A 23,624-nucleotide genomic window follows, 5' to 3' on the forward strand; every position below is an offset into this window, starting at 1 on the left:
GACGTATGGGCATCCTGCACCTTAAAATTGCAGCACGTCTGACACTCGGCTTGATGCTGCTTGCCGGGCTCACGGTCTTTGTCGGCTCGATCGCCTTCCTGTCCTTTGCCCACCTGCGCCGCGATTTCGACCAGATCGCAACGGTCGACTTGCCGGTCATCGGCGCCGCCTCGCAGCTCTCGCAACAGGCGCAGTCGATCGTCGCCTCGGCCCCGGCGCTCGTGGTCGCCGATAACCAGTTCGCGCGCCGCACGCTGGCACTCAGGATCGTCGACCAGGTGACGGCCCTCGACGAGTTCATCAAGCGCCTCAAGGCCAAGGGCGTCGGCGGCGACCGGTTCGAGATGCTGACGCAGCTCAGGACCAGCCTGTTCGAGAATCTCACGCTGCTCGATCACGCGGTCGAGCGTAAGCTCGATCTCGAGCAGCGGGTGAGCGGCCAGCTCCGCGACCTGGGCGCCCTCGCCGAGCAGCTCCGGTCGCTCCAAGGCCCCGAGGACCCAGGATCGGACGGGGCGCCCAGCGCCAAGCTGCAGGCGCTCATCGCCCGCGGCATGGACAAGCGGCAGCTCGACGCATTTGCCCAGAACCTCGCCGCCCACGAGGCCGCAGCGCGCACTTTCGACGCCTGGCGCTTCAATGCCGGCCAGACGATCGCCGCCCTGCTGACGGCGGCCGACGCCACCCAGGTCCCGGCGCTCGAGACGATGCGCCGGTCGATCGAACGGCAGCTCGAGACCGGCACCACCCTCGTCGCCAACCTGCCGGCGCCGATCCGCGAACCGGCCGCCGCCTGGCAGACGGCGCTCGGCAACATGGTGCTCGGCGATAAAGGGCTGCTCGCCTCTCGCGCCAGCTACCTCGACACGACGCGGGCCATCCAGTCGGCGCTCGCCGCCAACAAGGTCTTCGCCGACCGGTTCGATGCCGCCGCGGCCAAGGTGGCCGACGACATCGAGCAGGACATCCTGGATACGAGCGGCGCCATCTCGGAACTGACGCATCGGCAGATCCACCGGATCTTCGCGCTGACCGCGCTCTGCATCCTCGCCGCCCTTGCCATCCTGATCTATATCCGCCGCAGCGTGATCGACCGCCTGCGCCGCTTGCGCGAGACGATGCGGACCCATGTCGCGGGCGAACCCGCCGCGATCGATATCAGCGGCAGCGACGAAATCGCCGACATGGCGCGGGCGCTCGAATTCTTCGTCGGCACCATTTCCGAGCGCGAGATCGCGCTCGCGGCGAGCGAAAGCCGCCTGAGGTCGGTCACCGCCAACCTGCCCGGCGCGATCCTCCGGCTGGCCGGTCGGCCGCAGGGGCCATTGGTCATTTCCTACATCAGCGAGGGCCTGCGCGAGCTGATCGGCCGGACGCCCGAAAGCCTGGTCGGCATCGACGATGCGATCTTCGACCTGATGCCGGCCGGCGAGCGCGGCGCGTTCGTCACCGCCCTCGCCCGCTCGTCCGAGCGGCAGGAGCAGGTCCTGTTCGAGTTCCGTCCGACCGCCCAGGAAGGCAACGCCGGCGCCAAGTGGCTGCGCTTCCTGTCCTTTCCCCGGCCGGGCGACAACGGCGAGACGGTCTGGGACGGCCTCATCCTCGATTCGACCGAATGGAAGCAAGCCGATCTCGCGAAGCGCGCCTTCGTCTCGACCGTGAGCCACGAGCTGCGCACGCCCTTGACCTCGATCCAGGGTTCGCTCGGCCTGGTCGCCGGCGGCGCCATGGGCGCGCTGCCCGAGGGCGCGCGGCGGCTCGTCGACATCGCCAACAGCAATTGCCAGCGCCTGACCCGGCTCATCAACGACATCCTCGATATCGAGAAGATCGAGCAAGGCCATATGGAGTTCGACCTGAAGCCGCAGGCGCTGATGCCGCTGCTGCGCCAGGCGGTCGAGGCGAACCGGGGCTACGGCCTGCCGCGCGGCGTCCATCTGAAGCTGATCGAGCTCGACCCCGACCTCGAGATCGAGGTCGACGCCGACCGCTTCATTCAGGTGGTCAACAACCTCGTCTCGAACGCGATCAAATATTCGCCGGAGGGCGGCCAGGTCGAGATCGGTGCCCGGTCACACGAGGGCACGCAGGGAGGGCTGCACGGGAACGAGGTCCGGATCTTCGTCAGCGACCACGGCGACGGCATCCCGAAGGCATTCCGCGAGCGCCTGTTCTCGCGCTTCACCCAGGCCGACAGCTCCGATCGCCGGGCCAAAGGCGGAACCGGCCTCGGCCTGTCGATCGCCAAGGCAATCGTCGAGCGGTTCGATGGCAGGATCGGCTTCGACACGGCCGAAGGCCAGGGGACGACGTTCTATTTCGACCTGCACGCAACCACGCTGTCCACCGGGACGGCGGCGCCGCCCCTGCCGCGGCGCGTGCTCGTGTGCGAGGACGATCCGATGTTCGCCGATATGATCGGCGACATGATCCAGCGCCGCGGGTCGAGCGCCCGCATCGTTCACACCGCGGCGGCGCTCAAGGAGGCGCTGACCGAGGAGCCGTTCGACACGCTGATCCTCGACCTGCTGCTGCCCGATGGCGATGGCATCGCGGTGCTGCGCGGGCTGCGCGCGGCGCCGGAAACCGCCAATCTGCCGGTGATCGTCGTCTCCGCCCGGGCCGAGGAGGCCCATGCCGAGGTCAACGGCAGCGTGCTCGGCATCCTCGACTGGATCGGCAAGCCGATCAATCCGCACCGGCTGACCCAGGCGCTCGCAGGCGCAATGCGGCCGGTGGGCGCCGGCAAGGCGAACATCCTCCATGTCGAGGACGATGAAGACCTGTCGGCGGTGCTGCAGCACCTGGTCGGCAACCGGGCCGAAATGACGAGCGTCCATACCCGGCGCGAGGCGGCAGCACTCCTGGAACGCGAGCAGTTCGACCTCATCATCCTCGACCTGGGGCTGCCGGACGGCACCGGCTATGAGCTGCTGGCGTACCTCGCCGAGCACAGGGTCCATCGGCTGACGCCGGTGCTGATCTTCTCGGCCCAGGCGCCGGATCCCGCGAGGTCACGCGCGGTCGCCGACGTGCTGCTCAAGTCCGTGACCAGCAACGCGGAACTCCTCGACCATATCGAGGCGCTGCTGGCCGGCGGCCACCAAGTGCGCCCTGCTTTGGCAAGTGATCCTCTTCATAATTCGGAAAGCTCGACGTCGGCATGATCAACCGGCAGGTGAATGGCAGGGGACAGGTATCGCCGATGGCCGATCGAACTCACCCACCGCCCATTGGCGGCGCCTCGTGACCGAGCGCTTTCCCCCGCTCAGTCGCATCCTCTACGTCGACGACGAGCCCGACATCCGCGAGGTCGCCAAGATCGCGCTCGAGGTGATGGGCGGTTTTACCGTCCGCGCCTGCGAGTCTGGAATGTCGGCACTTGCCGAGGCCCCGAGCTTCAAGCCCGATCTCATCCTGCTCGATGTCATGATGCCGCACATGGACGGCCCGGAAACTTTCGAGGCCCTCCGGCAGTTCGAGGCTTTGAAGACGGTGCCGATCGTGTTTTTCACGGCCAAGGCGCAGCGCTCGGAGGTCCAGGCGCTTCTGGAACTCGGCGCGCTCGACGTGCTCGCCAAACCGTTCGATCCGATGACGGTGGCGCAGACTGTCTCGGAGATCTGGATGCGTCATCATGGCTGGGACAGTTGAGGATCTACAGCGCAGGCTTGCCGTCCTGCGCGACAATTTCGTCCAGGAGTTGCCGCAGCGCCTCGCGCGCGTCGTGGCGCTGCAGCCGCGCGTGAACGGCGCCTGGCCGACCGATATCGCCGCTGATCTGCGGCTGCTCGCCCACAGCATCAAGGGTTCCGCCGGGACGTTCGGTTTCACCGAGCTGTCGGCGCGCGCCGCCCGGCTCGAGCGCCTCATCGCCCAGTCGTTGGCCCAGGCGGACGAGCCGTCGGCCGACCAGAAGCGCGCGATCCGCGAGGCGGCCGACACCCTTGCTGCAGCCGGCGCCGTCGACAAGGCGAGCGCCCAGGTCGCGGCCCCCCGCCGGCCGGGCCGCGCCACCAAGACGCTCTACCTGCTCGACGAGAACCCGGACCGGGCCGCGGCACTGATCGCGCAACTGCGGCAGTATGGCTACCATCCCGAAGCCTTCGTCAGCGCCGAGACATTGATGATCGCGGTGGCGGAGCTGGAGCCGGTCGTCGTGCTGATCGATGCTAGCGGCGACGGCGCCCCGGACCGGGCGATCGCAGCGGTCACCCAGCTCAACGCCGATCGCGAACCCCGGATCCCGACGGTCCTGCTTGCCGGGCGCGGCGACATGAGCACGCGCCTTGCGGCGGTCCGCGCCGGCATCGAGATTTTCCTGCCCTGGCCGGCCGAGGTGTCGGAACTGGTCAACCGGCTCGATCAGCTGGCGACGCTCGACGACCAGGCGCCCTATCGGGTGCTGGTGCTGGGCGCGGATTCGATCGACGCCAACCGGACCGCGGCCTTGCTCGAAGCAGTCGGCATGCGCACGCGCGTCGCCCCCTCAGCGATGCGCATTCTCGAAACGCTGACCGATTTCCCACCCGACATGCTCGTTCTGGATGCAGCACTCGCCGACTGCACGGGCATGGAGCTTGCGGCACTCATCCGGCAGTTTCCCGCCTGGTCGGGCCTGCCCATCCTGTTCCTGGCGAGCGCTGCCGAGGTCGAGCGCCAATTGTCATCGGCCAGCGCCGACGCCGACGATTTCATGGTGAAGCCGGTTCCGCCCAAACGGCTGCGCGCCGCCGTCGCCGCCCGCGCGGAGAAGCGGCGCACCTTCAGCATCCTGGTGGCGCAGGACCCGCTGACCGGGCTCATGACCCATCGCGTGTTCGACCGCCGGATCGAGGCCGAGGTGGCGCGGGCCAGCCGGATGGAGCGGCCGCTCAGCCTCGCCATCCTGGATATCGACCGGTTCCGCGCCCTGAACGAGCGCCACGGCTATCCGGTCGGCGACGGCATCCTGCGGAGCCTGGCGCTGCTGTTGCGCCGGCGCCTGCGGCGCAGCGACCTCATCGGCCGGTTCGGCGGCGACCGCATTGCCGTGCTGCTGCCAGAAACCGAGGCCGAAATGGCCGAGGACCTGTTCGACCGCATCCGCCTGGCCTTCGCCAGCATGACCCACGGCGGCTCGGACGTGGCGGCGACAGCGACCTTCAGCACCGGCATCGCGGCGGCCCGTGTCGGCCGTCCCCCGGCCGAGCTGACCCGCGCAGCGGAATTGGCGCTCTTCGAAGCGAAAAAGGCGGGCGAAGGCGCGATCCGGCTCGAAGAGGACTGATCGCGATCCGGCTCCAATCAAATATTTAGAGTGCGATTCACGCATTGGCTGGTTCCAGCCAAAGCGACCGCGCCCTAGGAGCTGTGGACTCTAGGGATTGAACGAAACCGATCTGAACGACCTGGGCAGAGAAACGGTGGTTTTCTTACCACCCTTTGATGCAGGAGCCGGTCCTCGTCAACCCTTGGCTTTCGTGGTAAGAAAACCCGGTCAGACAGTCATCGGCAGCAATCGCGGCGATTAGACGGGTTTGCTGCCCGCCGGAGGGTTCCGGACATGCTGATCGGCTATGCCCGCGTCTCGACGGAGGACCAGCAGCTCGACCTGCAGCGCGATGCGCTGAGGCAGGCCGGCTGCGAGCAGATCTTCGAGGATCGGGCGAGCGGCGCCAAGGCGGAGCGGCCGGGTCTGGCAGCGGCAATGGCATTCGCACGGTCTGGCACAGTGCCTGCATAATGGTGCCGGAACGCGAGCGCGATCTCGGCCGCCATTTGAGGGCGTGCCGCATGGACCCCGAAGTCGAAGCCCTGAGTGCACTCATTCCGACAGTCCGGGAATGTCACGATGAGAGATCCCGGCGAGCCGATCAACGGTGCGGGCCGGGATGTGACACGATAATCTTTCCGTCGCTTGCCCATCGTCAGAGCAGCGCCTCATAAAGCTCGTCGACCGAGGCCTCGATGACCGAGAGATCGGTCGCCACGACCCGCAAATAAATCGCGGTCGTGGCCAGATCGGCATGGCCGAGCAGGGTTTGCAGGGTGAGTAGCGGATTGAGCTCAGCACCTTGAGCGGCCTGACGCCGCAAGAAGGCGGCCAGTTCCTGGATGGCACCGCTCCTCAGGCAGGAGATCCAGTCGAAGCCGGCCGGTCGGACATCCTCGCGGATGCGCGCGCTGGTCAGCATCCCGCGGTCGCCGACCAGTACCACGCGGTCGAGGGCGAAGCGCTGCTTCAGCTTGGCCACCTGGTCGGTGAGCGTGGCAGGATCGGCCGTGTTGCCGTCGAACTCAACCGTCCAACTTGCATCCGAAGCCAGCGGCCCCTATCTCCCTATTGTCGAAAATGGTGGACCGGTCTGGTAAGCCCCGGTCAGCTTCCGTATGCGCGGAAAGCCCCAATCCAGCCCAGCAGGGCCGCGGACCACGACGGAAGGCGGACGCATGCCGTCTTCCCGTCGGAAGGTCACGGCACGCGGCTGCCCTCAAGCGCATCGTCCGTCCATATCCCGGGAAGCGGTCTCGCGTCCTTCGCTGTGCCTTCGGCATATCGGGAAAAGGACGAACCACCCGTGCAAGATACACAAGTACTGATCATCGGCGGCAGCCTTGTCGGGCTGTCTGCAGCACTGTTCCTGTCATGGCGGGACGTGCCGACCATCCTGGTCGAGAAGCATCGCGGCAGCGCGCCGCACCCGCGCGCAACCGGGTTCACCGAACGCACGCTCGAGTATTTCCGCGCCGTCGGACTCGCCGATCAGGTGCCGCAGGTCGCACCCGGCACCCGGCTGCGCCGCGTCAAGGCGGAGAGTCTGTCCGGCCGCTGGCACGAAGAAACAGCCTGGACGCCGGGTGAGCAGGCGGAACGCCCGGGGACGGCATCGCCCTGCACCGGCGCCACGATTGCACAGGACAGACTCGAACCCCTGCTGCGCGCGGCCGCGATCGAGCGCGGCGCCGACCTGCGACTTGGTACGGAGCTATTGTCGTTCGAACAGGATGGTGAGGGCGTCCTCGCGCGCGTCCGCCATTGCGACAGCGGCGAGGCATACGTCATTCGCGCCAGCTACATGATCGCGGCGGACGGTGCCGGCAGCCCCGTTCGCGAAGCGCTCGGCATCGCGCGCCGAGGTGTGGGCCATCTGCGCACCTTGCGCAGCGTGCTGTTCCGCTGCCCCGAGGCAGACAGCTTTCTTGCGCGGGGCGTGCAGCAGTTCGAGATCGAGCAGCCGGGGTTCCGCGCCTTCCTGACGACCTATGGCGACGGTCGCTGGGTGCTGATGTTCGACGATGATCAGGAGCGCGCCGATGCGGACTTGGCCGACATGGTCGGCAAGGCCCTGGGGCGCGACATGGCGTTCGAGCTGCTCGCCACCGGCCGCTGGGAGATGGCCGGTCGCATCGCCGAGCGATACAGCCATGGCCACATCTTCCTCGCCGGAGATGCGGCGCATCAGCTGCCGCCGACGCGCGGCGGATTTGGCGCCAATACCGGTATCGACGACGCCTACAATCTGGCCTGGAAGCTGGAATGGGTCATGAGCGGGAGGTCGAGCCCTGTGTTGCTCGATACGTACAGTGACGAGCGTCAGCCGGTCGGCTGGCTCCGACACCAGCAGACCTTCGCGCGCCCCGACTATGCGCCATGGGCCGGCAATGCGCTGCAGGGCGAACCGCTTTATGGCAACGAGGCGATGGAACTGGGGCAACTGATGCGGTCCGCCGCCGTCATAGGCGCCAGCCTCGACCTGCCGCCGGCCGCGCATCCGGACGCATGGGCCGGACAACCGGGAACGCGCGCGCCGCACATCCCGATCAAGCGAGCGGGCGAGACGATCTCGACGATCGACCTGTTCACCCGCGAGTTCACGTTGATCTCGCAAGATCGCCGCTGGATCGCAGCGGCGCAACATGCGGCGTCCGCCCTGGCCATCAACATCGAGACCGTGCTGGTCGGCGAGGACGTGTTGTTCCCGGTATCGGACGCCTTTGGACGGCACTTCGGTGTCGCCCATGACGGCGCATCGCTTGTACGCCCGGATGGCATCATCGCATGGCGCTCGACGTGCGGTCATGAAGAGCGCGCGGCGTGCCTTCGCGATGCGCTGTCGACTATCGCTGCTTTGCGCGGGCGATAGGCGGGAGGCAGAGATGATGCAGACGGTGCAGACCGGTAACATGGGTAACAGAATGGACCGGACGGATGGGTGACAAGACACAGTCGGCAACCGCTCTGGGGCCTGCTCGGCCGATGACGTCTCACAACTTGACGGCTAGCACTACTTTGGCAGATTTGATTTTCGACGTCGGTTTTGGGATTGAACTACAATCCCCATAGCGCGCCCGCCATCCCGCGGCTTCGCTCAATCCGGCTTCAATGAGGTCGCGATCTCGCGCGCCATCGACAGCACAGCCGCGCGACCTCACAGAAGCCCCCAGATTCCCAAACGACTTCAATCATGATTCAAGACTGCTTTTGGGGAGGCAGTCTTGCGCGTGATGGATCGTTTGGTACTGAGCGATTTGGCTTGGGAGAGGATGGCACCGCTGATCATCGGCCGGCCTGATCAAAAGGGTTCGACGGGTCGAGACAACCGGATGTTCGTCGAGGGCGTCCTGTGGATCGTGCGGACCGGTTCGCCTTGGCGGGATCTTCTCGAGGTCTTCGGCGATTGGAACAGCGTCTTCAGCCGCTGGAGCCGCAAAGGTGTCTGGTGGCGCATCTTCGAGGCGATGTCCGGCGATCCGGACTTCGAGTACCTGATCGTCGACTCGACCATCATTCGCGCCCACCAGCACGCGTCGGGGGCAAAAAAGGGGGGCCTGAAGATAAGGCCATCGGTCGCTCCCGTGGAGGCCTGAGCACCAAGATCCACATGGCCGTGCGGGAGCTCGGATGTCCCGTGCGCTTCACGCTTACAGCTGGCCAGAAAGGCGATGCGCCGCAGGCTGGGCCTTTGATCGAGGGCCTGCCCGCCGAGGTGGTCATGGCCGACACCGCCTATGATGCCGACCACTTCCGCCAGGCGATCGTCGACAAGGGGGCGATCGCCGTCATCCCCAACAACCCGTCCCGAGCCCAGAAGCATCCGCTCGACAAGCATCTCTAAGCCCAGCGACACCTCGTCGAATGCTGCTTCTCAAAGCTCAAGCAGTTCCGGCGCGTCGCCACCCGCTTCGAAAAGACTGCCCGAAACTACCTCGCCGTCGTCACCCTCGCAGCCATCGTGCTTTGGCTCCGGTAAGTGTCCACAGCTCCTAGACCGGCGCCTGCTGAATCGTCACCATGGCGCCCATGTTCACCTTCGCCCCCGCCGCCGAGAGCGACTTCGAGCGGCTGCTCCTGATCCGCCATGCCGCCATGCGCCCCTCGCTCGAACGGGTCGGTCGCTGGCATCCTCTGCGCGCCCGCAACCGGTTCCGCGCCGCGTTCCAGCCGGGCGAGACGCGCCTTATCCTGGTCGGCGACGCGCTCGCCGGCTGCGTCGCCCTCAAGCCGCAGGGGGACGCGCTCGAGCTCGACCAGTTCTACGTGGATCCGCATTTCCAAGGCGCCGGGCTGGGCTCGGCCGTGCTCCGCCGCCTGCTCGAAGAAGCGGACGCCGCCGGCAAACCGGTGGTGCTGACCGTGCTGCGCGAGAGCGATGCCGTCCGCTTCTACGAGCGCCACGGCTTCGCTGAGACCGGTGCGGAGGATTGGGATCTGTTCTATCGGCGGCCGGTTCCCGTCGCACGTTGACCGCGCGCAGTGAAGCTCGCGCCTGCGTCACATAGCCTTCCCGGTCAAACTTGAGCGATGATTCGAAAAATGATATTGTAACATTAACTTAACAAGTCATCAGCAAGATGACGATAGCAGGGAGGCAGGACCATGGCCGTTACCGCCATACATGGTCAACTTTCGGATTCCCAGCACAACGCAGAACTGCGCAAGGCGGTAATCGCTGCCACTGTCGGAACGACGATAGAATGGTACGATTTCTTCATATACGGCACCGCAGCCGGGCTGGTGTTTCCGAAACTCTTCTTTCCTAACGAGGACCCACTGACGGGCACACTGGCTGCGTTCAGCACCTATTTCGTCGGATTCGTCGGACGGCCGATCGGGGCCGCGATCTTCGGGCACTATGGCGACCGGATCGGCCGCAAGGCGACGCTCATTGTCACACTGTTGCTGATGGGTATCGCGACCTTCCTGGTCGCGTTCGTGCCGAGCTATAGCTCGATCGGCATCTGGGGTGCCGTCATCCTGACCGTCCTGCGCATGCTGCAGGGCATCGGCGTCGGCGGCGAATGGGGCGGCTCGGTGCTGATCTCGATGGAATGGGCGCGCGGCCACGGCCGCCGCGGCTTCATCGCCTCGTGGCCGCAATTCGGCGTGCCGTCGGGCCTGTTCCTGTCGAACCTGGTGATCCTCGGCTTCAGCGCCTGGTCAGGACCGGACTTCCTCACTTGGGGCTGGCGCGTGCCCTTCCTGCTCAGCATCGTGCTGATCGGCATCGGGCTGTGGATCCGGCTCGGCATCCTCGAGACCCCCATCTTCCAGCAGCTCGTCGAGGAGAAGCGCATCGAGCGCGCGCCGATCGTCGAGGTGGTGAAAAAGCAACCGCGCGAGATCATCCTGTCCGCGCTGCTGCGCATGGCCGAGCAGGCGCCGTTCTATATCTTCACCGCCTTCATCTTCGCTTATGGCGTCAGCACGCTCAAGATGTCGCGCGAGCTGATCCTGACCGCCGTGCTCGTGGCTTCGTGCGTATCCTTCTTCACCATTCCGCTGGCGGGCTACGCCTCCGACCTGATCGGCCGGCGGCGGATGTACCTGATCGGTGCAGCCGTGACCGGCGTGTTCGGCTTCCTCTATTTCGCCATGGTGGACAGCGGCGCATCGGCCTTGGTGTTCATCGCCATCGTGCTTTCGCTCATCCCGCATGACCTGCAGTACGGGCCTCAGGCCGCGCTCATCGCCGAGGCCTTCACGCCGCGCCTGCGCTACAGCGGCTCGTCGCTGGGATATCAGCTCGCCTCGGTCATCGCCGGCGGCCCAGCCCCGCTCATCGCGACCGCATTGTTCGCCGCCTATCACTCAGGCTACGCCATCGCGATCTATATCGCGGCGTGCTCCATCGTCAGCCTGATCTCGGCCGCCCTGATGCCGGACTACACGGGTAAGGACATCTCGGCGGAATACGACCGCGTCACCTAGCGAGCCCACCTAACGAGAAGGGGCCCTGACGGCCGTCGCCTCGATCTCGACCAGCGCCTGGCGTTCGACCAGGCGCCGGACTTCGACCACAGCCATCGCCGGGAAATGCCGGCCCATGATCCGGCGGTAGGCAGCGCCGATCTCAGCCTGGTGCGCCAGGTAATCCTCGACATCGACCAGATACCAGGTGAGCCGCGTAATGTCGCCCGGCCCCGCCCCGGCCTCGGCGAGTACGGCGAGGATGTTCTCCAGCGCCTGTCCGATCTGGGCCGGCAGGCCGTCGGCGAAGCGCCCGCCCACGTCCCAGCCGATCTGGCCGCCGACGAAGATGGTTTCGCCCGACGCAGCGACGCCGTTCGCATAGCCCTTGGGCTTGGGCCAGCCGGGCGGCTGCAGGAACCGGAGCCCGCTCATGGCGCCACCTCCTGCAGGGTCTGGCCCTGTAGAATCTGCCGGGCGATGATCAGCTTCTGCACCTCGCTTGCCCCCTCGTAGATCCTGAGCGCGCGGATCTCGCGGTACAGTTCCTCGACCTTGACGCCCTGCTTGACCCCCAGGCCGCCGAAGATCTGCACCGCCTCGTCGATGACGCGCTGGGCCGCCTCGGTCGCGTAGAGCTTCGCCATCGCCGCCTCGCGCGTGATCCGCTGCCGCCGGACATCGCGGGTCCAGGCGGCACGGTAGACCAGCAGGGCGGCGGCATCGATCTCGAGCGCCATGTCGGCGAACTTCGCCTGGATCAGCTGCTGCTCGGCCAAGGGCTTGCCGCCGATGATCCGCGTCTTCGCCCGCGCCACCGCCTCGTCGAGCGCGCACCGCGCCATGCCGAGCGCTGCGGCCCCCACCGTCGGGCGGAAGACGTCGAGCGTCGCCATGGCGATCTTGAAGCCCTCGCCCGGCTGGCCCAAGAGCGCCGTATCGGGCACGACACAACCGTCAAAGCGCAGGGTCGCGAGCGGATGAGGGGCGATCACCTCGATCCGCTCGGCGATCTCGAGCCCGGGTGTCCGGGCGTCGACGACGAAGGCCGCGATACCCTTCGTGCCCGGCACACCGTCCACGCGCGCGAACACGACATAATGGTCCGCGATGCCGCCATTCGAGATCCAGGTCTTGAGCCCGTCGAGCCGCCAGCCGCCGGCGACGCGCGTGGCGGCCATGGTCATGGCGGCGACGTCGGAGCCGGCATCGGGCTCCGACAGCGCGAAGGCGGCGATGGCATGGCCGGCGCGCACGGCCGGCAGATAGCGTTCACGCTGCGCTTCGGTGCCGAACAACGTGATCGAGCCCGTGCCGAGCCCCTGCATGGCAAAGGCGAAATCGGCCAAGGCCGAATGGCGCGCCAGGATCTCGCGCACCAGGCACAGGCTGCGCACGTCGAGCGCGTCGGCGCCCTGCGCATTGGTACCGGCCTCAGGCACCGCCTCGGCGAGGAAGCCCGCGGAGCCGAGCGCCGTCACGAGCGCCCGACAGGTCCGGTCGAGATCGCCGTGCGGCAGGTTGTCGACCATGCCGCCCGCCCAGGCCTCGAGCCGCTCGGCGAGGCGGCGGTGCCGGTCCTCGAAGAACGGCCAGGAAAGGAAGCTCTTGTCGGCCATCAATTGCCCTCGAACTTCGGCTGCTGCTTCTGGGCGAATGCTTCGTAGGCCCGGCGGAAGTCGCCCGTCGCCATGCAGAGCGCCTGAGCCTGCGCCTCGGCCTCGATCGCGGTGTCGAGATCCATGGCCCATTCGCGGTGCAGCATGGTCTTGGTCATGCCATGGGCGAAGGTCGGACCGTCGGCGAGCCGCGCCGCCATGGCCTGGACGTCGGCCACAAGGCTCTCGCGTGGCAGCAGTCCGTTGAAGAAGCCCCAGCGCTCGGCCTCGACGCCGCCGAGGTTGCGGCCGGTATAAAGCAGCTCGGCTGCCCGGCCCTGGCCGATGATGCGCGGCAGGAGCGCGCAGGCGCCCATGTCGCAGCCGGCGAGGCCGACGCGGGTGAACAGGAACGCGACCTTGGCCTCGGCCGTGCCGTAGCGCAGGTCGGACGCCATGGCCAGGATGGCACCGGCTCCGGCGCAAACGCCGTCGATCGCGGCATAGATCGGCTGCGGGCACGCACGCATCGCCTTGACCAGGCCGCCGGTCATGCGCGTGAAAGCCAAGAGCTCCGGCATCTTCATTTCGGTCAGCGGGCCGATGATCTCGAACACGTCGCCGCCCGAGGAGAAATTGCCGCCGGCGCCCGTGATAACCACCACCTTGACGTCGTCGGCCGAGGCCAGCGCCCGGAACGTGTCGCGCAGTTCGGCATAAGACTCGAAGGTGAGCGGGTTCTTCCGCTCTGGCCGGTTGAGCGTGATGGTCGCGACCTTGCCGTCGAGCCGACACAGGAAATGTTGGGGCGTGAAATCGCGGAAATTCATCACATCACCTCGCCGCCGGCGACGATCAGGGACTGGCCGGTCATGGCGGCAGCCTCGCGCCGGCACAGGAAAGCGACCGCGTCGGCCACCTCGTCGGGTTGAATCAGGCGTTCCTGCGGATTGTAGCCGGCGAAATGGGCGCGCGCCTCTTCGACGCTGCGCCCAGTCCTGGCCTCGATCACCTCGGCCGCGCGCTGGACCAGGTCGGTGTCCGTGAAGCCCGGGCAGACCGCGTTGACCGTGACTCCGGTCTTCGCAGTCTCCAGCGCCAGCGCGCGCGTCAGCCCAACGAGCCCGTGCTTCGCCGCGCAATAGGCGGATGCATAGGCATAGCCCTTCAAGCCGGCGGTCGAGGCGATATTGACGATGCGGCCCCAGCGACGCGCCAGCATGCCGGGCAGCGCCAGGCGGCAGGTGTGATAGGCGGCGGTCAAGTTGAGGGCCAGCATCGCGTTCCAGTCGCCCGGCTCGAGCTTGCCGAACGGCTTGGTCAGTGCTCCGCCCGCATTGTTCACCAGGATGTCGAAATGACCGATCAGCGCGAAGGCATGCTCGAGCGTCGCCGTGTCGGTCACGTCGGCGACGGCATGGGAGCAGTCGAGCGTCTCGGCCGCCGCCTCGAGCGCCGCGGTGTCGCGGCCCATGAGGACGAGGTCCGCCCCTTCATCCCGCAGCCGGCGGGCAACCGCGAGACCGATGCCCTTGGCCCCGCCGGTCACGACCGCACTCAAACCCTCCAAAGGCCTGTCGCTCATGGTGCCGCTCCCTCCTGGCTGCGCGCCAGAAGCCGTTCGAGTTGCGCCTTGCCGGCGAGATAGGGTTTCGGCCAGACCTGCGCGCCATGCCCAAGCTGCGCCGCGGCGTGCAGGGTCCAGTGCGGATCGGAGAGATGCGGCCTGGCGAGCGCCACCAGGTCGGCCCGTCCGGCCGACAGGATCGAGTTCGCCTGGTCCGCCTCGGTGATGTTGCCGACCGCCATGGTCGCAATCCCGGCCTCGTTGCGGATCCGGTCAGCAAACGGCGTCTGGAACATGCGGCCGTAGACCGGTTGCGCCCGGACCGAGGTCTGGCCGGCCGAGACGTCGATCAGGTCGGCGCCGGCCGCCCGGAACGCGCGCGCGATCTCGACCGCGTCCTCCGGCGTGATGCCGTCCGGGACCCAGTCCGTCGCCGAGATGCGCACCGACATCGGCTTCTCCGCCGGCCAGGCCGCGCGCATCGCCCGGAACACCTCGAGCGGGAATCGCAGCCGGTTCTCCAGGCTACCGCCGTATTCGTCGGTGCGCCGGTTGGTGAGCGGCGAGATGAAGGACGACAGCAGGTAGCCGTGGGCGGCATGCAGCTCGACCATATCGAACCCGGCTGCCGCGCCGCGCCGGGTCGCGGCCACGAACGCGTCCAGCACCGCCTCCATTTCGGCGTGGGTCATCGGCCGCGGCACCTGGTTCAGCGGGCTCCAGGCGACCGCCGACGGCGCCATCACCGGCCAGTTGCCGGCGTCGAGCGGCTCGTCCATGCCCTCCCAGCCGAGCTTGGTCGAACCCTTCGGCCCGGAATGGCCGAGCTGCAGGCAGATCTTCGCCGCCGACTGGCCATGGACGAAATCGGTGATACGCCGCCAGGCCTGCGCCTGGTCGTCGTTCCACAGCCCCGCGCAGCCTGGCGTGATCCGGCCCTCGGGTGTCACACAGGTCATCTCGGTGAAGACGAGCCCGGCGCCACCCAGCGCGCGGGCGCCCAGATGCACCAGATGGAAATCGCCCGGCACGCCGTCCGTGGCGCTGTACATCGCCATGGGCGAGACGACGATGCGGTTTTCGAGCCTGAGGCCGCGCAGCGTGAACGGCAGGAACATCGGCGCCAAGGGTCGATCAATGCCTGCCCGCCCGCCGAGCCAGCGCTCGATGCCCTCGACATAGGCCCGGTCCCTGAGACGCAGGTTCTCGTGGCTGACGCGCTGGCTGCGGGTCAAGAGCGAATAGGCGAACTGCTCCGGCTCCAAGCGCGCATAGCGGTCGACATGCTCGAACCATTCGGTCGAGTTGCGCGCGGCCGACTGGATCTTCAGCACCTCGACGCGCCGCTCGGCCTCGTAGGCGGCCAGTACCGCCGGCACGTCGTTGCCCAGGCGCCGGAATGCCCCGGCAAGCGCGATCGCGTCCTCGAGTGCCAGCTTCGTGCCGGAGCCGATCGAGAAATGCGCCGAATGCGCCGCATCGCCCATCAGCACCAGATTGCCCTTGATCCAGGTCTCGTTCGAGACGCGCGGGAAACTGATCCAGTCGGAGCCCTTGAGGTGGCGGCTGTTCGCCATCAGCGCCTCACCGTCGAGCCAGGGCGCGAACAGCTGCTCGCAGAAGGCGGTGGTGGCGGCCGTGTCGGCGCCCTCCAGCCCGGCGGCCCGCCAGGTCTCCTCGCGCGTTTCGACGATGAAGGTCGAGGTCTCGCGGTCGAAGCGATAGGCGTGCGCCTGGAACCAGCCCCATTCGGTCTCGACGAAGATGAAGGTGAACGCGTCGAACCGCTTGTGGGTGCCGAGCCAGACGAACTTGTTCGCCTGCAGCGTGATCTGCGGCCGGAAATGCGCCGCGTGTGCCGTGCGGATCCGGCTGTTGATGCCGTCGGAGGCAACGATCAGGTCGGCATCGGCGAACGCCTCGAGGTCGCTCACCTCCGTCTCGAAGACGAGCCGGACGCCGAGCTCGGCCGCGCGATCCTGCAGGATCGCGAGCAGATGCCGGCGCGCGATGCCGCAGAAGCCGTGGCCGCCCGACGTGATGCAGCGGCCCTTGAAATGGATGTCGATGTCGTCCCAATGGGCGAAGCTGTCGATGATCCGTTCCTGGCTCGTCGTATCGCCGCCCTTCAGGTTCTCCAACGTCTGGTCGGAGAACACGACACCCCAGCCGAACGTGTCGTGCGGCCGGTTGCGCTCATAGACCGTGACGTCATGCGCCGGGTCGACCTTCTTCATCAGGATGGCGAAATAAAGCCCGGCCGGGCCGCCACCGACGCAGACGATCTTCATGGAGCATCCTCCGCAAAGAATTTCGGATTGGAAGTAGTTTTCATGCCGCCCGCTCCCGAACGGACTGCTTGAGCTTGCCCAGGAGCTCGAGCAGCAAGACCATCTCGGCGCGGGTCAGCCCGGCCATGAGCCCATCGATCCAAGCCTGGTGAGTGGGTGCCATGGCGGCGAACAGCCGGGCACCCGCGGCGGTCGCCTGGATGAGCGCACTGCGGCCGTCGGCGGGGTTCGCCCGCCGCGCGACCAGCCCGTCCCTCGCCATGGCGTCGACGAGGCCGGTGACGTTGCCGTTGGACACCATGAGGCGCGACGAGAGCGCGCTCAAGGTCAGGCCATCCGGCGCCCGGTCGAGCTGGGCCAGCACGTCGAAGCGCGGCAGCGTCGTTTGGAACTCAGTCCGGAGCCGGCCGCGCACCTGGTCTTCGATCAGTTCGGTGCAGGTCAGGAGCCGGAGCCAGAGGCGCAGCTGCAGCCGATCGTCCTCGGCCACGGCGCTCTCCCGATCGGGGCTCACGGCAGGATCCACGTCGAGCAGCATGACGCCTCCCTATATATTTTATGTCTAAAATATATTGCCGTTCGAGTGAGGTCAAGGCGCCCGTTCCACCAACAGGCTCGCCTGCTGCGCCCGGTCGATCGATTTGCCGGATGCGCACGGAATAAATCCCGCGAAGTCGAGTCGTGGAGGGACGGATCAGGCGGTCACGGACAGGGGCGGCCGCCGCACATCGATCCGCATTGCATTCAAACAAGCCCTGACGGGAGAGTTCGATGATCGAAAAACCACGCTCCGATCGAAGAGCCTTTCTTAAGACCGGCGCCTTTGCCGGCGCTGCGCTGGTTGCCGGCGCACCGGGTTCGATCTCTCAGGCCTCGGCGGCCCCATTCGGCGGGATATCACGGGGTGATGCCGCGATCCTCCGCTTCCTTTGCGCGGCCGAGATCATCGAGACCGATATGTGGCTGCAATATGCCGAGCTCGGCGGGACCCAGGACAGCGAGCTTCCCGGCCTGCCGACCGGCGGCAGCCCGGCCTACACCGCTGCGCTCAGCAACCTCGACAGCGACATGGCCCAGTATATCCATGACAACACCGAGGACGAGCTCACCCACGAGACCTTCATCAACGCCTACCTGGTTTCCAAGGGGGCGCACCCGGTCAGCCTCGATGCATTCCGCACCTTGCCCAGCAGCAAGGCGACCGGCGCCAACCAGATCGGCCGGCTGACGAACCTCATGAAGCTCACGGTCGATACGAGCTGGTACACGCGCTATCGCAGCCGCGACTTCAACCCCGATCTCGACCCGCTGCACAAGTTCGCCAATGCAGTGCCGAGCCTGGCGAACGGGCAGTTCCCCGGCATTCCCCGCAGCGACGCCGACCTCACACCGCAGGGGCACATCCAAGCCATCGCGAACACAGCGGGCTTCCACTTCGCGCAGATCGAGCAAGGGGGCACCAGCCTTTATCCGGGCCTGGCCCTGCACGTGAGCAATCCGGAGGTGCTGCGCGTCGTGCTCAGCATCGGCGGGACCGAGGTCTGCCATTTCCAGACCTGGCACGACAAGGCCGGCAACGCGGTTTCCGATCCGCTGGCGCCGTTGACCGACCCGACCAATCCCGCGCTCGTGTTCCCGAACCTCAACGTCAATCCGGGGGGCGAGGACTTCCAGACCAACCTGATCATGCCCGAGCCCTGCCCGTTCCTCAGGCCCGGCCTGCCGCGGGTCTCGATCATCCGGCCGGTTGCCACGTCCGGCGCGGCGATGGCAGCACTCAAGGGGCTGACCGGGATGGGCATCTTCATCGGGCAGTCGAAGCAGTTCTTCGAGTTCCTGCAGGATCTGGCCGAGGACGCCGACGCGGCCCGACGGCACGAGCAGGACGATTGAACTCGCCCTGACCTCGCCCGAGGCGGCGCCCGAAACGGTGGCTGCCTCGGGCTTTCTACTCCGCCGCGCGCACTTCCTCGACCGGCTGCAGCGGCTCCGCCGCTGCCGGCTGGCCGGCGTGGACCACGACCGAGGACTGGATGTTGCTCGCGAACGGGATGTTCGCCTCCGCGAAGGCCAGCTCGATCCGCCGGTAGGCCTCAGTGCGCACCTCGAACTGCTTGCCGGGCGGCGTCTGCACCTTGCAGCGGAAGATCTTGGCGCCGGGCTGGATACGATAGAGCTTGGCCTTCAAGGGCGACATGATGAACGGCGCCAGCTCCTCGTGCTCGAGCATCTCGAGCCCGATACGCTTCACGATGCGGCGCACCTGCTCGCTCTCGACGTCGATCGGCAGCGGGATCTCGAACTTGTCGATGACCCAGTCGCGCGAGTTGTTGCGCACGCTGCCGAGCGAGCCGTAGGGCACGAAATGCAGCGGCCCATTCTGGTGGCGCAGCGCCACGGTGCGGAACGTGATCTTCTCGACCGTGCCCTTGGCCGTGCCGGCCTCGATATAGTCGCCGATGCGGAACACGTCCTCGATCAGGAAGAAGGCGCCGGAGAACAGGTCCTTGACCAGCGTCTGGGCGCCGAACCCGATGGCGATACCGACCACGCCGGCCGACGCCAGGAGCGGCCCGATATTGAGACCCAGGACCGAGAACGCCCACATGAGCGCCACGACTGCGATCACGATCATGCCGATCGAGCGCAGCAGCGGCTGAACCGTGCTGGCCCGGCTGCCCGGCCCGTTGACCTCGCGGCTCAAGGCGACGGCGAGCCCGGTCTCGAACAGGCGCCAGACGTACCAGCCGATGAGCAGGGTGATGCCGGCGTCGAACAGGACGCCCACGAAGGTTCGGGCGTCGCGCGCGCCCAGGATGCGGATGAAGTCGAACGACCAGAGCCGCGCCAGGAACGCGCCGGCGGCGATCAGCAACACCCAGGAGGCGGCGTAGTGCAGCACGTCCGTGAAGGCGTCGGTCGCGCGGATCTGTTCGTCGGTGCCCTGTTGGGAGCTGGCGGTCCGTGCCACCGCCTGCAGCGGCTCGCCCTCCTCGCCCGGCACGAAGATCATCTGCTGGGCGGCCGTCCGGCGCAGCAGCCGCGCCTTCACCTGGCGGAGCGCCAGCGCGATCATGCTGTCGAAAGCCGGCATGGCGGCGAGCACGATGAGCGTGCCCAGCACCCGGTCAAACGGTGGCAGCGGCAGCAGCAGCACGCCCAGGACCCAGGTGGCGCCCAGCCCGAACACGCTCAGCACGGCAAGCGAGTGCCAGTAACGCGCGAAGCCCGTCAAATGCGGGCGCAGCTTGTGCAGCGCGCGCAGGCACATGTAGCCGACGACGAAGCTCGTCGTGATGATGATGAGATGCGGCAGCCCGTCGCCGAACCACAGGAAATAGAGTCCTTCGGCGACGAGATAGGGCCCCATGGCGACCGCGACGATGCGCGCCAGCGTGGCGCGGGCGCGGTGCGCCTCCGCATCGTCGATCGGCACCATGCGCAGGTTCGGCCGGTCGGCCGCGAACGGCTGGCTCAGGATGATGAAGGCCGCCCAGCCGACCGTCGTGCTCTGGATGAACGCGTTGGCGAAACCCTGGAACACGTCGGTCGCGGGGAAGATCAGCCCGTGCGCGGTGAAGCAGAGATTGTAGAGCAGGCCGCTGCCGATCAGGAAGGCTGCCGGCGGCAGCAGGTCGAGCACCAGCCCCTCGAGGCCGAGCAGGACGCCCTTGCCGGCGCGATCGACCGGGATCTGCGCCAGGCGCCGGCGCTCAGGCCCCGCGAGCCAGAAGACGATCGCAGCACCCAGCAACGCCACGACCAGCATCGCCGCGAGGCAGAACAGCACCCAGCCGGCCGAACCCAGGTCGCCATTGTTGGTAAGCAGCGTCGCCGCCTGGTGCCGCATGCCGGGCGCCTTCACGGCATCGGCGACCATTGTCTTGACCGCCATCCACAGCTCATTCGTCGAATGGCCGAGATGGATCATCATGCGGCCGAACGGCTGGCCGCCGAACGTATGGGTGACGGCACCGTGCGCCGCCTGATCCGCCACCGTTGGATTGGCCGCCGCCGTGGAAGCCGCCGTGGACGCTGCGTCCGCCATCGAGTTTCCTTGACTTAAAGCTACGCCGTCCTTGGCGCAGCATGCGCCGAGACGGGGCAATATGCACGCGCCTGCCGCGGCACGCCTGGACAAGCGCGTGTCTTGCCCCCGAAAATAGGTCGATCCTCGGCCGTCGCAATGCGCTCGGTCGCAAATCCGCTCCCGTCACCGAGAATTGATCCGCCCCCGTGCCGCCCAGGAAGCTCGACTCCATAGACCTCAAGATTTTGGCCGAATTGCAGCGGGACGGGCGCATGACGAACCAGCGCCTGTCCGAGAAGATCGGCCTGTCGCCCCGCCCGTGCCTCGAGCGGGTGCGCCGGCTCGAGGCCGCCGGCCTCATCTCGGGATACCGCGCCGTCGTCGAGATCGGCGAGTTGCCCGACCTCGTCCATGCCTTCGCCGAGATCACGCTGAAGAGCCAGTCGACCCAAGCCCTGGCCGCATTCGAGCGGCATCTGGCCGACTGCGCCGAGGTCGTTGAGTGCGTGCTCGTCGGCGGCCAGTTCGACTATCTGGCGCAAATGGTCTGCGCCGATCTCGCGCGCTACAACGCGCTCACCACCCAATGGCTCGACGACCCGGCGATCGGCGTCGCGCGCATCACCTCCCGTTTCGTCATGAAGCGGGTCCGCCGGTTCGCCGGATATCCGCTCAGTCTCATCGAAAAAGCAGCACAGCAGAACTAGTCACCCACAAGTCGTTTTCGCAGCCGATCCTGTCGCGCGACTCGCGCGCTTCGGCCGCACCTGTTGCGCCTCTCCCCCTAAAATCAAGGAGTTGGCAATCAGAGTGTTGGGGCGGCAGGAGCGGATCATGCACGTGGGCGAGCTCGAGCGACGTTACGGCGCGCAGAATTACCTTCCGATCCCGGTCGTCCTCTCGCGCGGCGAAGGTGTCTGGCTGTGGGACGACCAGGGTCGCAAATATCTCGACATGATGAGCGCCTATTCGGCGGTCAGCCCCGGCCATTCCCATCCGCGCCTGGTGGCGGCACTGGTCGAGCAGGCTCATCGGCTGGCCGTGCCGTCCCGCGCCTTCATGAACGACAAGCTCGGGCCGCTCATGGAACGGCTCGTGAGCCTGACCGGGCTCGACAAGGTGCTGCCGATGAATACCGGCGCCGAGGCTGTCGAGACCGCAATCAAGGCGGCGCGGCGCTGGGCCTATCAGGTGAAGGGCGTGGCCCAGAACCAAGCCGAGATCCTGGTCGCTTCCGGCAATTTCCACGGCCGTACCACGACCATCGTCGGTTTCTCGAGCGAGGATGCCTATCGCCAGGACTTCGGGCCGTTCACGCCGGGCTTCCGCATCCTGCCGTTCGGCGATCTCGCGGCCTTCGAGGCCGCAGTCGGGCCGAACACGGCGGCAATCCTGATCGAGCCGATCCAGGGCGAGGCCGGCATCCGGGTGCCACCGGCCGGCTTCCTCAAGGGGCTGCGGCAACTCTGCGACCGCAAGAACGTGCTGCTGATCCTGGACGAGGTCCAGTCGGGCCTCGGCCGGACCGGCAAGTGGTTCGCCTATCAGCACGAGGACGTGCTGCCGGATGGCGTCATCCTGGGCAAGGCGCTGGGCGGCGGCCTGCTGCCGGTCTCGGCCTTCGTCGGCAAGGCAGAGATCATGGATCTGTTCAACCCAGGCAGCCATGGCTCGACCTTCGGCGGCAACCCGCTCGCCTCCGCCGTGGCGCTCGAGGCGCTCAACGTCATCGAGGACGAGCAGCTCGTCACGCGCAGTGCCGTGCTCGGCCAGCACCTGAAGCAGCGACTGCTGGCGATCGGCTCGCCGGCGATCCGCGATGTGCGCGGCCTCGGGCTCTGGGTCGGCGTCGAGCTCGACCCGGCGCTGGCCGATGCGCGGCGCGTGTGCGAGCGCCTGGCCCAGCGCGGCGTGCTTACCAAGGAAACGCATGAGACGGTGGTGCGCTTCGCCCCGCCGCTCACCATCACTCGGCAGGAACTGGATTGGGGGTTGGACGTGGTAGCAGAAACGATCAACGAGGCGACGCCGAAGGCCGTGGCCGGCCGTATCGTGCCCGCGGGGCACGCCCACGGCGCCGCCGCCCAACGCGCGACCACAGCGGCGTCAAATGGCCCGCATCTGGTGATGTGCCCGCCGGAGCATTACGAGGTCAGCTACAAGATCAATCCCTGGATGGACCCGGCCGCCTGGGCCGTCTCGGCCGAGACGCTCGCCCATGACGCCCGCGTCGGCTGGCAGAAGCTCTACGACACCTATCGCGCGCTCGGCGCCAACATCGAGATCATGCCGGCTCAACCGGGCCTGCCGGACCTGGTGTTTACGGCCAATTGCGCCGTCGTGCTCGACCGCAAGGTCCTGCTCGCGCGCTACAAATGCGCCGAGCGCCAGGGCGAGGAGGCCCATGGCCGCCGCTTCTTCGAAGGGCTGAAGCAGTCGGGCGTGGTCGACGAGATCCACGAGCTGCCGGCGGGCGTGTTCTTCGAAGGCGCCGGCGACTGCTACTGGGACCCGCACCGCCGCATGCTGTGGACCGGCTGGGGCCAGCGCTCCTCGCTCGAGGCACGCACCGCGATCGAGCGGATCTACGGTGTGCCGACGGCATCGCTCAAGCTGGTCGATCCGCGCTTCTACCATCTCGACACCGCGTTCTGCGTGCTGTCGGGCGGCGAGGTGCTCTATGTGCCCGGCGCCTTCACCGAGGAAGGCCGCCAGCTGATGCGCGCCCTGATCGGGCCGGAACGGCTGATCGCGGTCGAGGATGCCGATGCCGAGACGCTCGCCGCCAACTCGGTCGCAGTCGGCCGCGACCTGGTGTTCGGCAGCTGCGGCGCAGCACTCGAAACGCAATTGAACGCCCGCGGCTACACGGTGCACCGCGTGCCGCTCGGCTCGTTCGGCCGTAGCGGCGGCTCGGCCTATTGCCTGACGCTTCGGCTCGACAATTACGCGCTGGCGAGCTGATCCC

At 67.2% G+C, this 23,624-nt stretch carries 17 protein-coding genes and 2 pseudogenes; 11 read left to right on the forward strand and 8 right to left on the reverse strand.

Annotated elements, in window-relative coordinates:
- The first annotated feature begins 5 nt into the window (after positions 1–5).
- From IEY58_RS24235 to IEY58_RS24250, 4 genes are all read left to right on the forward strand, one after another.
- Positions 6–3,167, forward strand: a complete 3,162-nt coding sequence (locus tag IEY58_RS24235) for a response regulator (RefSeq protein WP_189050609.1) — start codon at positions 6–8, stop codon at positions 3,165–3,167.
- A 79-nt stretch (positions 3,168–3,246) separates the two neighbouring features.
- On the forward strand, positions 3,247–3,654 hold the full coding sequence (locus tag IEY58_RS24240; protein ID WP_189050611.1) for a response regulator: 408 nt from the start codon (positions 3,247–3,249) through the stop codon (positions 3,652–3,654).
- A complete protein-coding gene (locus IEY58_RS24245; protein ID WP_189050613.1) occupies positions 3,638–5,269 on the forward strand; it encodes a diguanylate cyclase in 1,632 nt (543 codons plus the stop codon). Before IEY58_RS24240 ends, IEY58_RS24245 begins: the two co-directional genes overlap by 17 nt.
- 276 nt (positions 5,270–5,545) lie before the next feature.
- Positions 5,546–5,725, forward strand: a complete 180-nt coding sequence (locus IEY58_RS24250; RefSeq protein ID WP_189050614.1) for a recombinase family protein — start codon at positions 5,546–5,548, stop codon at positions 5,723–5,725.
- A gap of 184 nt (positions 5,726–5,909) precedes the next feature.
- On the opposite strand, the pseudogene IEY58_RS34820 reads toward IEY58_RS24250, so the two are convergent.
- Positions 5,910–6,278: pseudogene (locus tag IEY58_RS34820) on the reverse strand (transposase); the annotation flags it as partial.
- A gap of 282 nt (positions 6,279–6,560) precedes the next feature.
- Here IEY58_RS34820 and IEY58_RS24265 point away from each other — a divergent pair.
- The 4 genes and pseudogenes from IEY58_RS24265 to IEY58_RS24280 all read left to right on the forward strand — a co-directional run bounded on the left by IEY58_RS24265 (position 6,561) and on the right by IEY58_RS24280 (position 11,191).
- Entirely contained in the window at positions 6,561–8,126 is a 1,566-nt protein-coding gene (locus tag IEY58_RS24265; RefSeq protein WP_189050615.1) for an FAD-dependent monooxygenase, read from the forward strand.
- A gap of 352 nt (positions 8,127–8,478) precedes the next feature.
- Positions 8,479–9,233, forward strand: a pseudogene (locus tag IEY58_RS24270) (IS5 family transposase).
- A 41-nt stretch (positions 9,234–9,274) separates the two neighbouring features.
- The gene (locus IEY58_RS24275; RefSeq protein WP_229743922.1) at positions 9,275–9,727 is read left to right on the forward strand and encodes a GNAT family N-acetyltransferase; all 453 of its coding nucleotides are present in this window, start codon (positions 9,275–9,277) and stop codon (positions 9,725–9,727) included.
- Between the two features lie 132 nt (positions 9,728–9,859).
- On the forward strand, positions 9,860–11,191 hold the full coding sequence (locus IEY58_RS24280) for an MFS transporter (protein WP_189050616.1): 1,332 nt from the start codon (positions 9,860–9,862) through the stop codon (positions 11,189–11,191).
- Positions 11,192–11,200: 9 nt separating this feature from the next.
- Here the strand turns inward: IEY58_RS24280 and IEY58_RS24285 are convergent, their stop codons facing one another.
- From IEY58_RS24285 to IEY58_RS24310, 6 genes are read right to left on the reverse strand one after another with little or no spacing between them, the layout of a single operon-like run.
- Positions 11,201–11,605, reverse strand: coding sequence for a RidA family protein (locus IEY58_RS24285; protein WP_189050617.1), 405 nt, complete (start codon positions 11,603–11,605; stop codon positions 11,201–11,203).
- On the reverse strand, positions 11,602–12,789 hold the full coding sequence (locus IEY58_RS24290; RefSeq protein ID WP_189050618.1) for an acyl-CoA dehydrogenase family protein: 1,188 nt from the start codon (positions 12,787–12,789) through the stop codon (positions 11,602–11,604). The genes IEY58_RS24285 and IEY58_RS24290 overlap by 4 nt, the downstream gene beginning before the upstream one ends.
- The gene (locus IEY58_RS24295; RefSeq protein WP_189050619.1) at positions 12,789–13,598 is read right to left on the reverse strand and encodes an enoyl-CoA hydratase family protein; all 810 of its coding nucleotides are present in this window, start codon (positions 13,596–13,598) and stop codon (positions 12,789–12,791) included. Before IEY58_RS24295 ends, IEY58_RS24290 begins: the two co-directional genes overlap by 1 nt.
- Entirely contained in the window at positions 13,598–14,353 is a 756-nt protein-coding gene (locus IEY58_RS24300) for an SDR family NAD(P)-dependent oxidoreductase (RefSeq protein ID WP_189050621.1), read from the reverse strand. Before IEY58_RS24300 ends, IEY58_RS24295 begins: the two co-directional genes overlap by 1 nt.
- Positions 14,350–16,626, reverse strand: coding sequence for a bifunctional salicylyl-CoA 5-hydroxylase/oxidoreductase (locus IEY58_RS24305; RefSeq protein ID WP_189050622.1), 2,277 nt, complete (start codon positions 16,624–16,626; stop codon positions 14,350–14,352). Before IEY58_RS24305 ends, IEY58_RS24300 begins: the two co-directional genes overlap by 4 nt.
- A 40-nt stretch (positions 16,627–16,666) precedes the next feature.
- Complete coding sequence (locus IEY58_RS24310; protein ID WP_189050624.1) at positions 16,667–17,164, reverse strand: MarR family transcriptional regulator; 498 nt, start codon at positions 17,162–17,164, stop codon at positions 16,667–16,669.
- Positions 17,165–17,397: 233 nt separating this feature from the next.
- Here IEY58_RS24310 and IEY58_RS24315 point away from each other — a divergent pair, with 233 nt between their 5' ends.
- Positions 17,398–18,519, forward strand: a complete 1,122-nt coding sequence (locus IEY58_RS24315) for a ferritin-like domain-containing protein (protein ID WP_189050626.1) — start codon at positions 17,398–17,400, stop codon at positions 18,517–18,519.
- A gap of 55 nt (positions 18,520–18,574) precedes the next feature.
- Here IEY58_RS24315 and IEY58_RS24320 read toward each other — a convergent pair whose 3' ends face one another.
- A complete protein-coding gene (locus IEY58_RS24320) occupies positions 18,575–20,674 on the reverse strand; it encodes a mechanosensitive ion channel family protein (protein ID WP_189050627.1) in 2,100 nt (699 codons plus the stop codon).
- Between the two features lie 188 nt (positions 20,675–20,862).
- Between IEY58_RS24320 and IEY58_RS24325 the strand changes: the two genes are divergently transcribed.
- Positions 20,863–21,363 carry an Lrp/AsnC family transcriptional regulator gene (locus IEY58_RS24325; RefSeq protein ID WP_189050629.1) on the forward strand — a complete coding sequence of 167 codons (501 nt, stop codon included), beginning with the start codon at positions 20,863–20,865 and terminating at the stop codon, positions 21,361–21,363.
- A 127-nt stretch (positions 21,364–21,490) separates the two neighbouring features.
- Positions 21,491–23,620 carry an ornithine--oxo-acid transaminase gene (rocD, locus tag IEY58_RS34740; RefSeq protein ID WP_189050631.1) on the forward strand — a complete coding sequence of 710 codons (2,130 nt, stop codon included), beginning with the start codon at positions 21,491–21,493 and terminating at the stop codon, positions 23,618–23,620.
- Positions 23,621–23,624 lie beyond the last annotated feature (4 nt).

Origin of the sequence: Aliidongia dinghuensis, assembly GCF_014643535.1 — a bacterium.
Classification (GTDB): Bacteria; Pseudomonadota; Alphaproteobacteria; order ATCC43930; family CGMCC-115725; genus Aliidongia; species Aliidongia dinghuensis.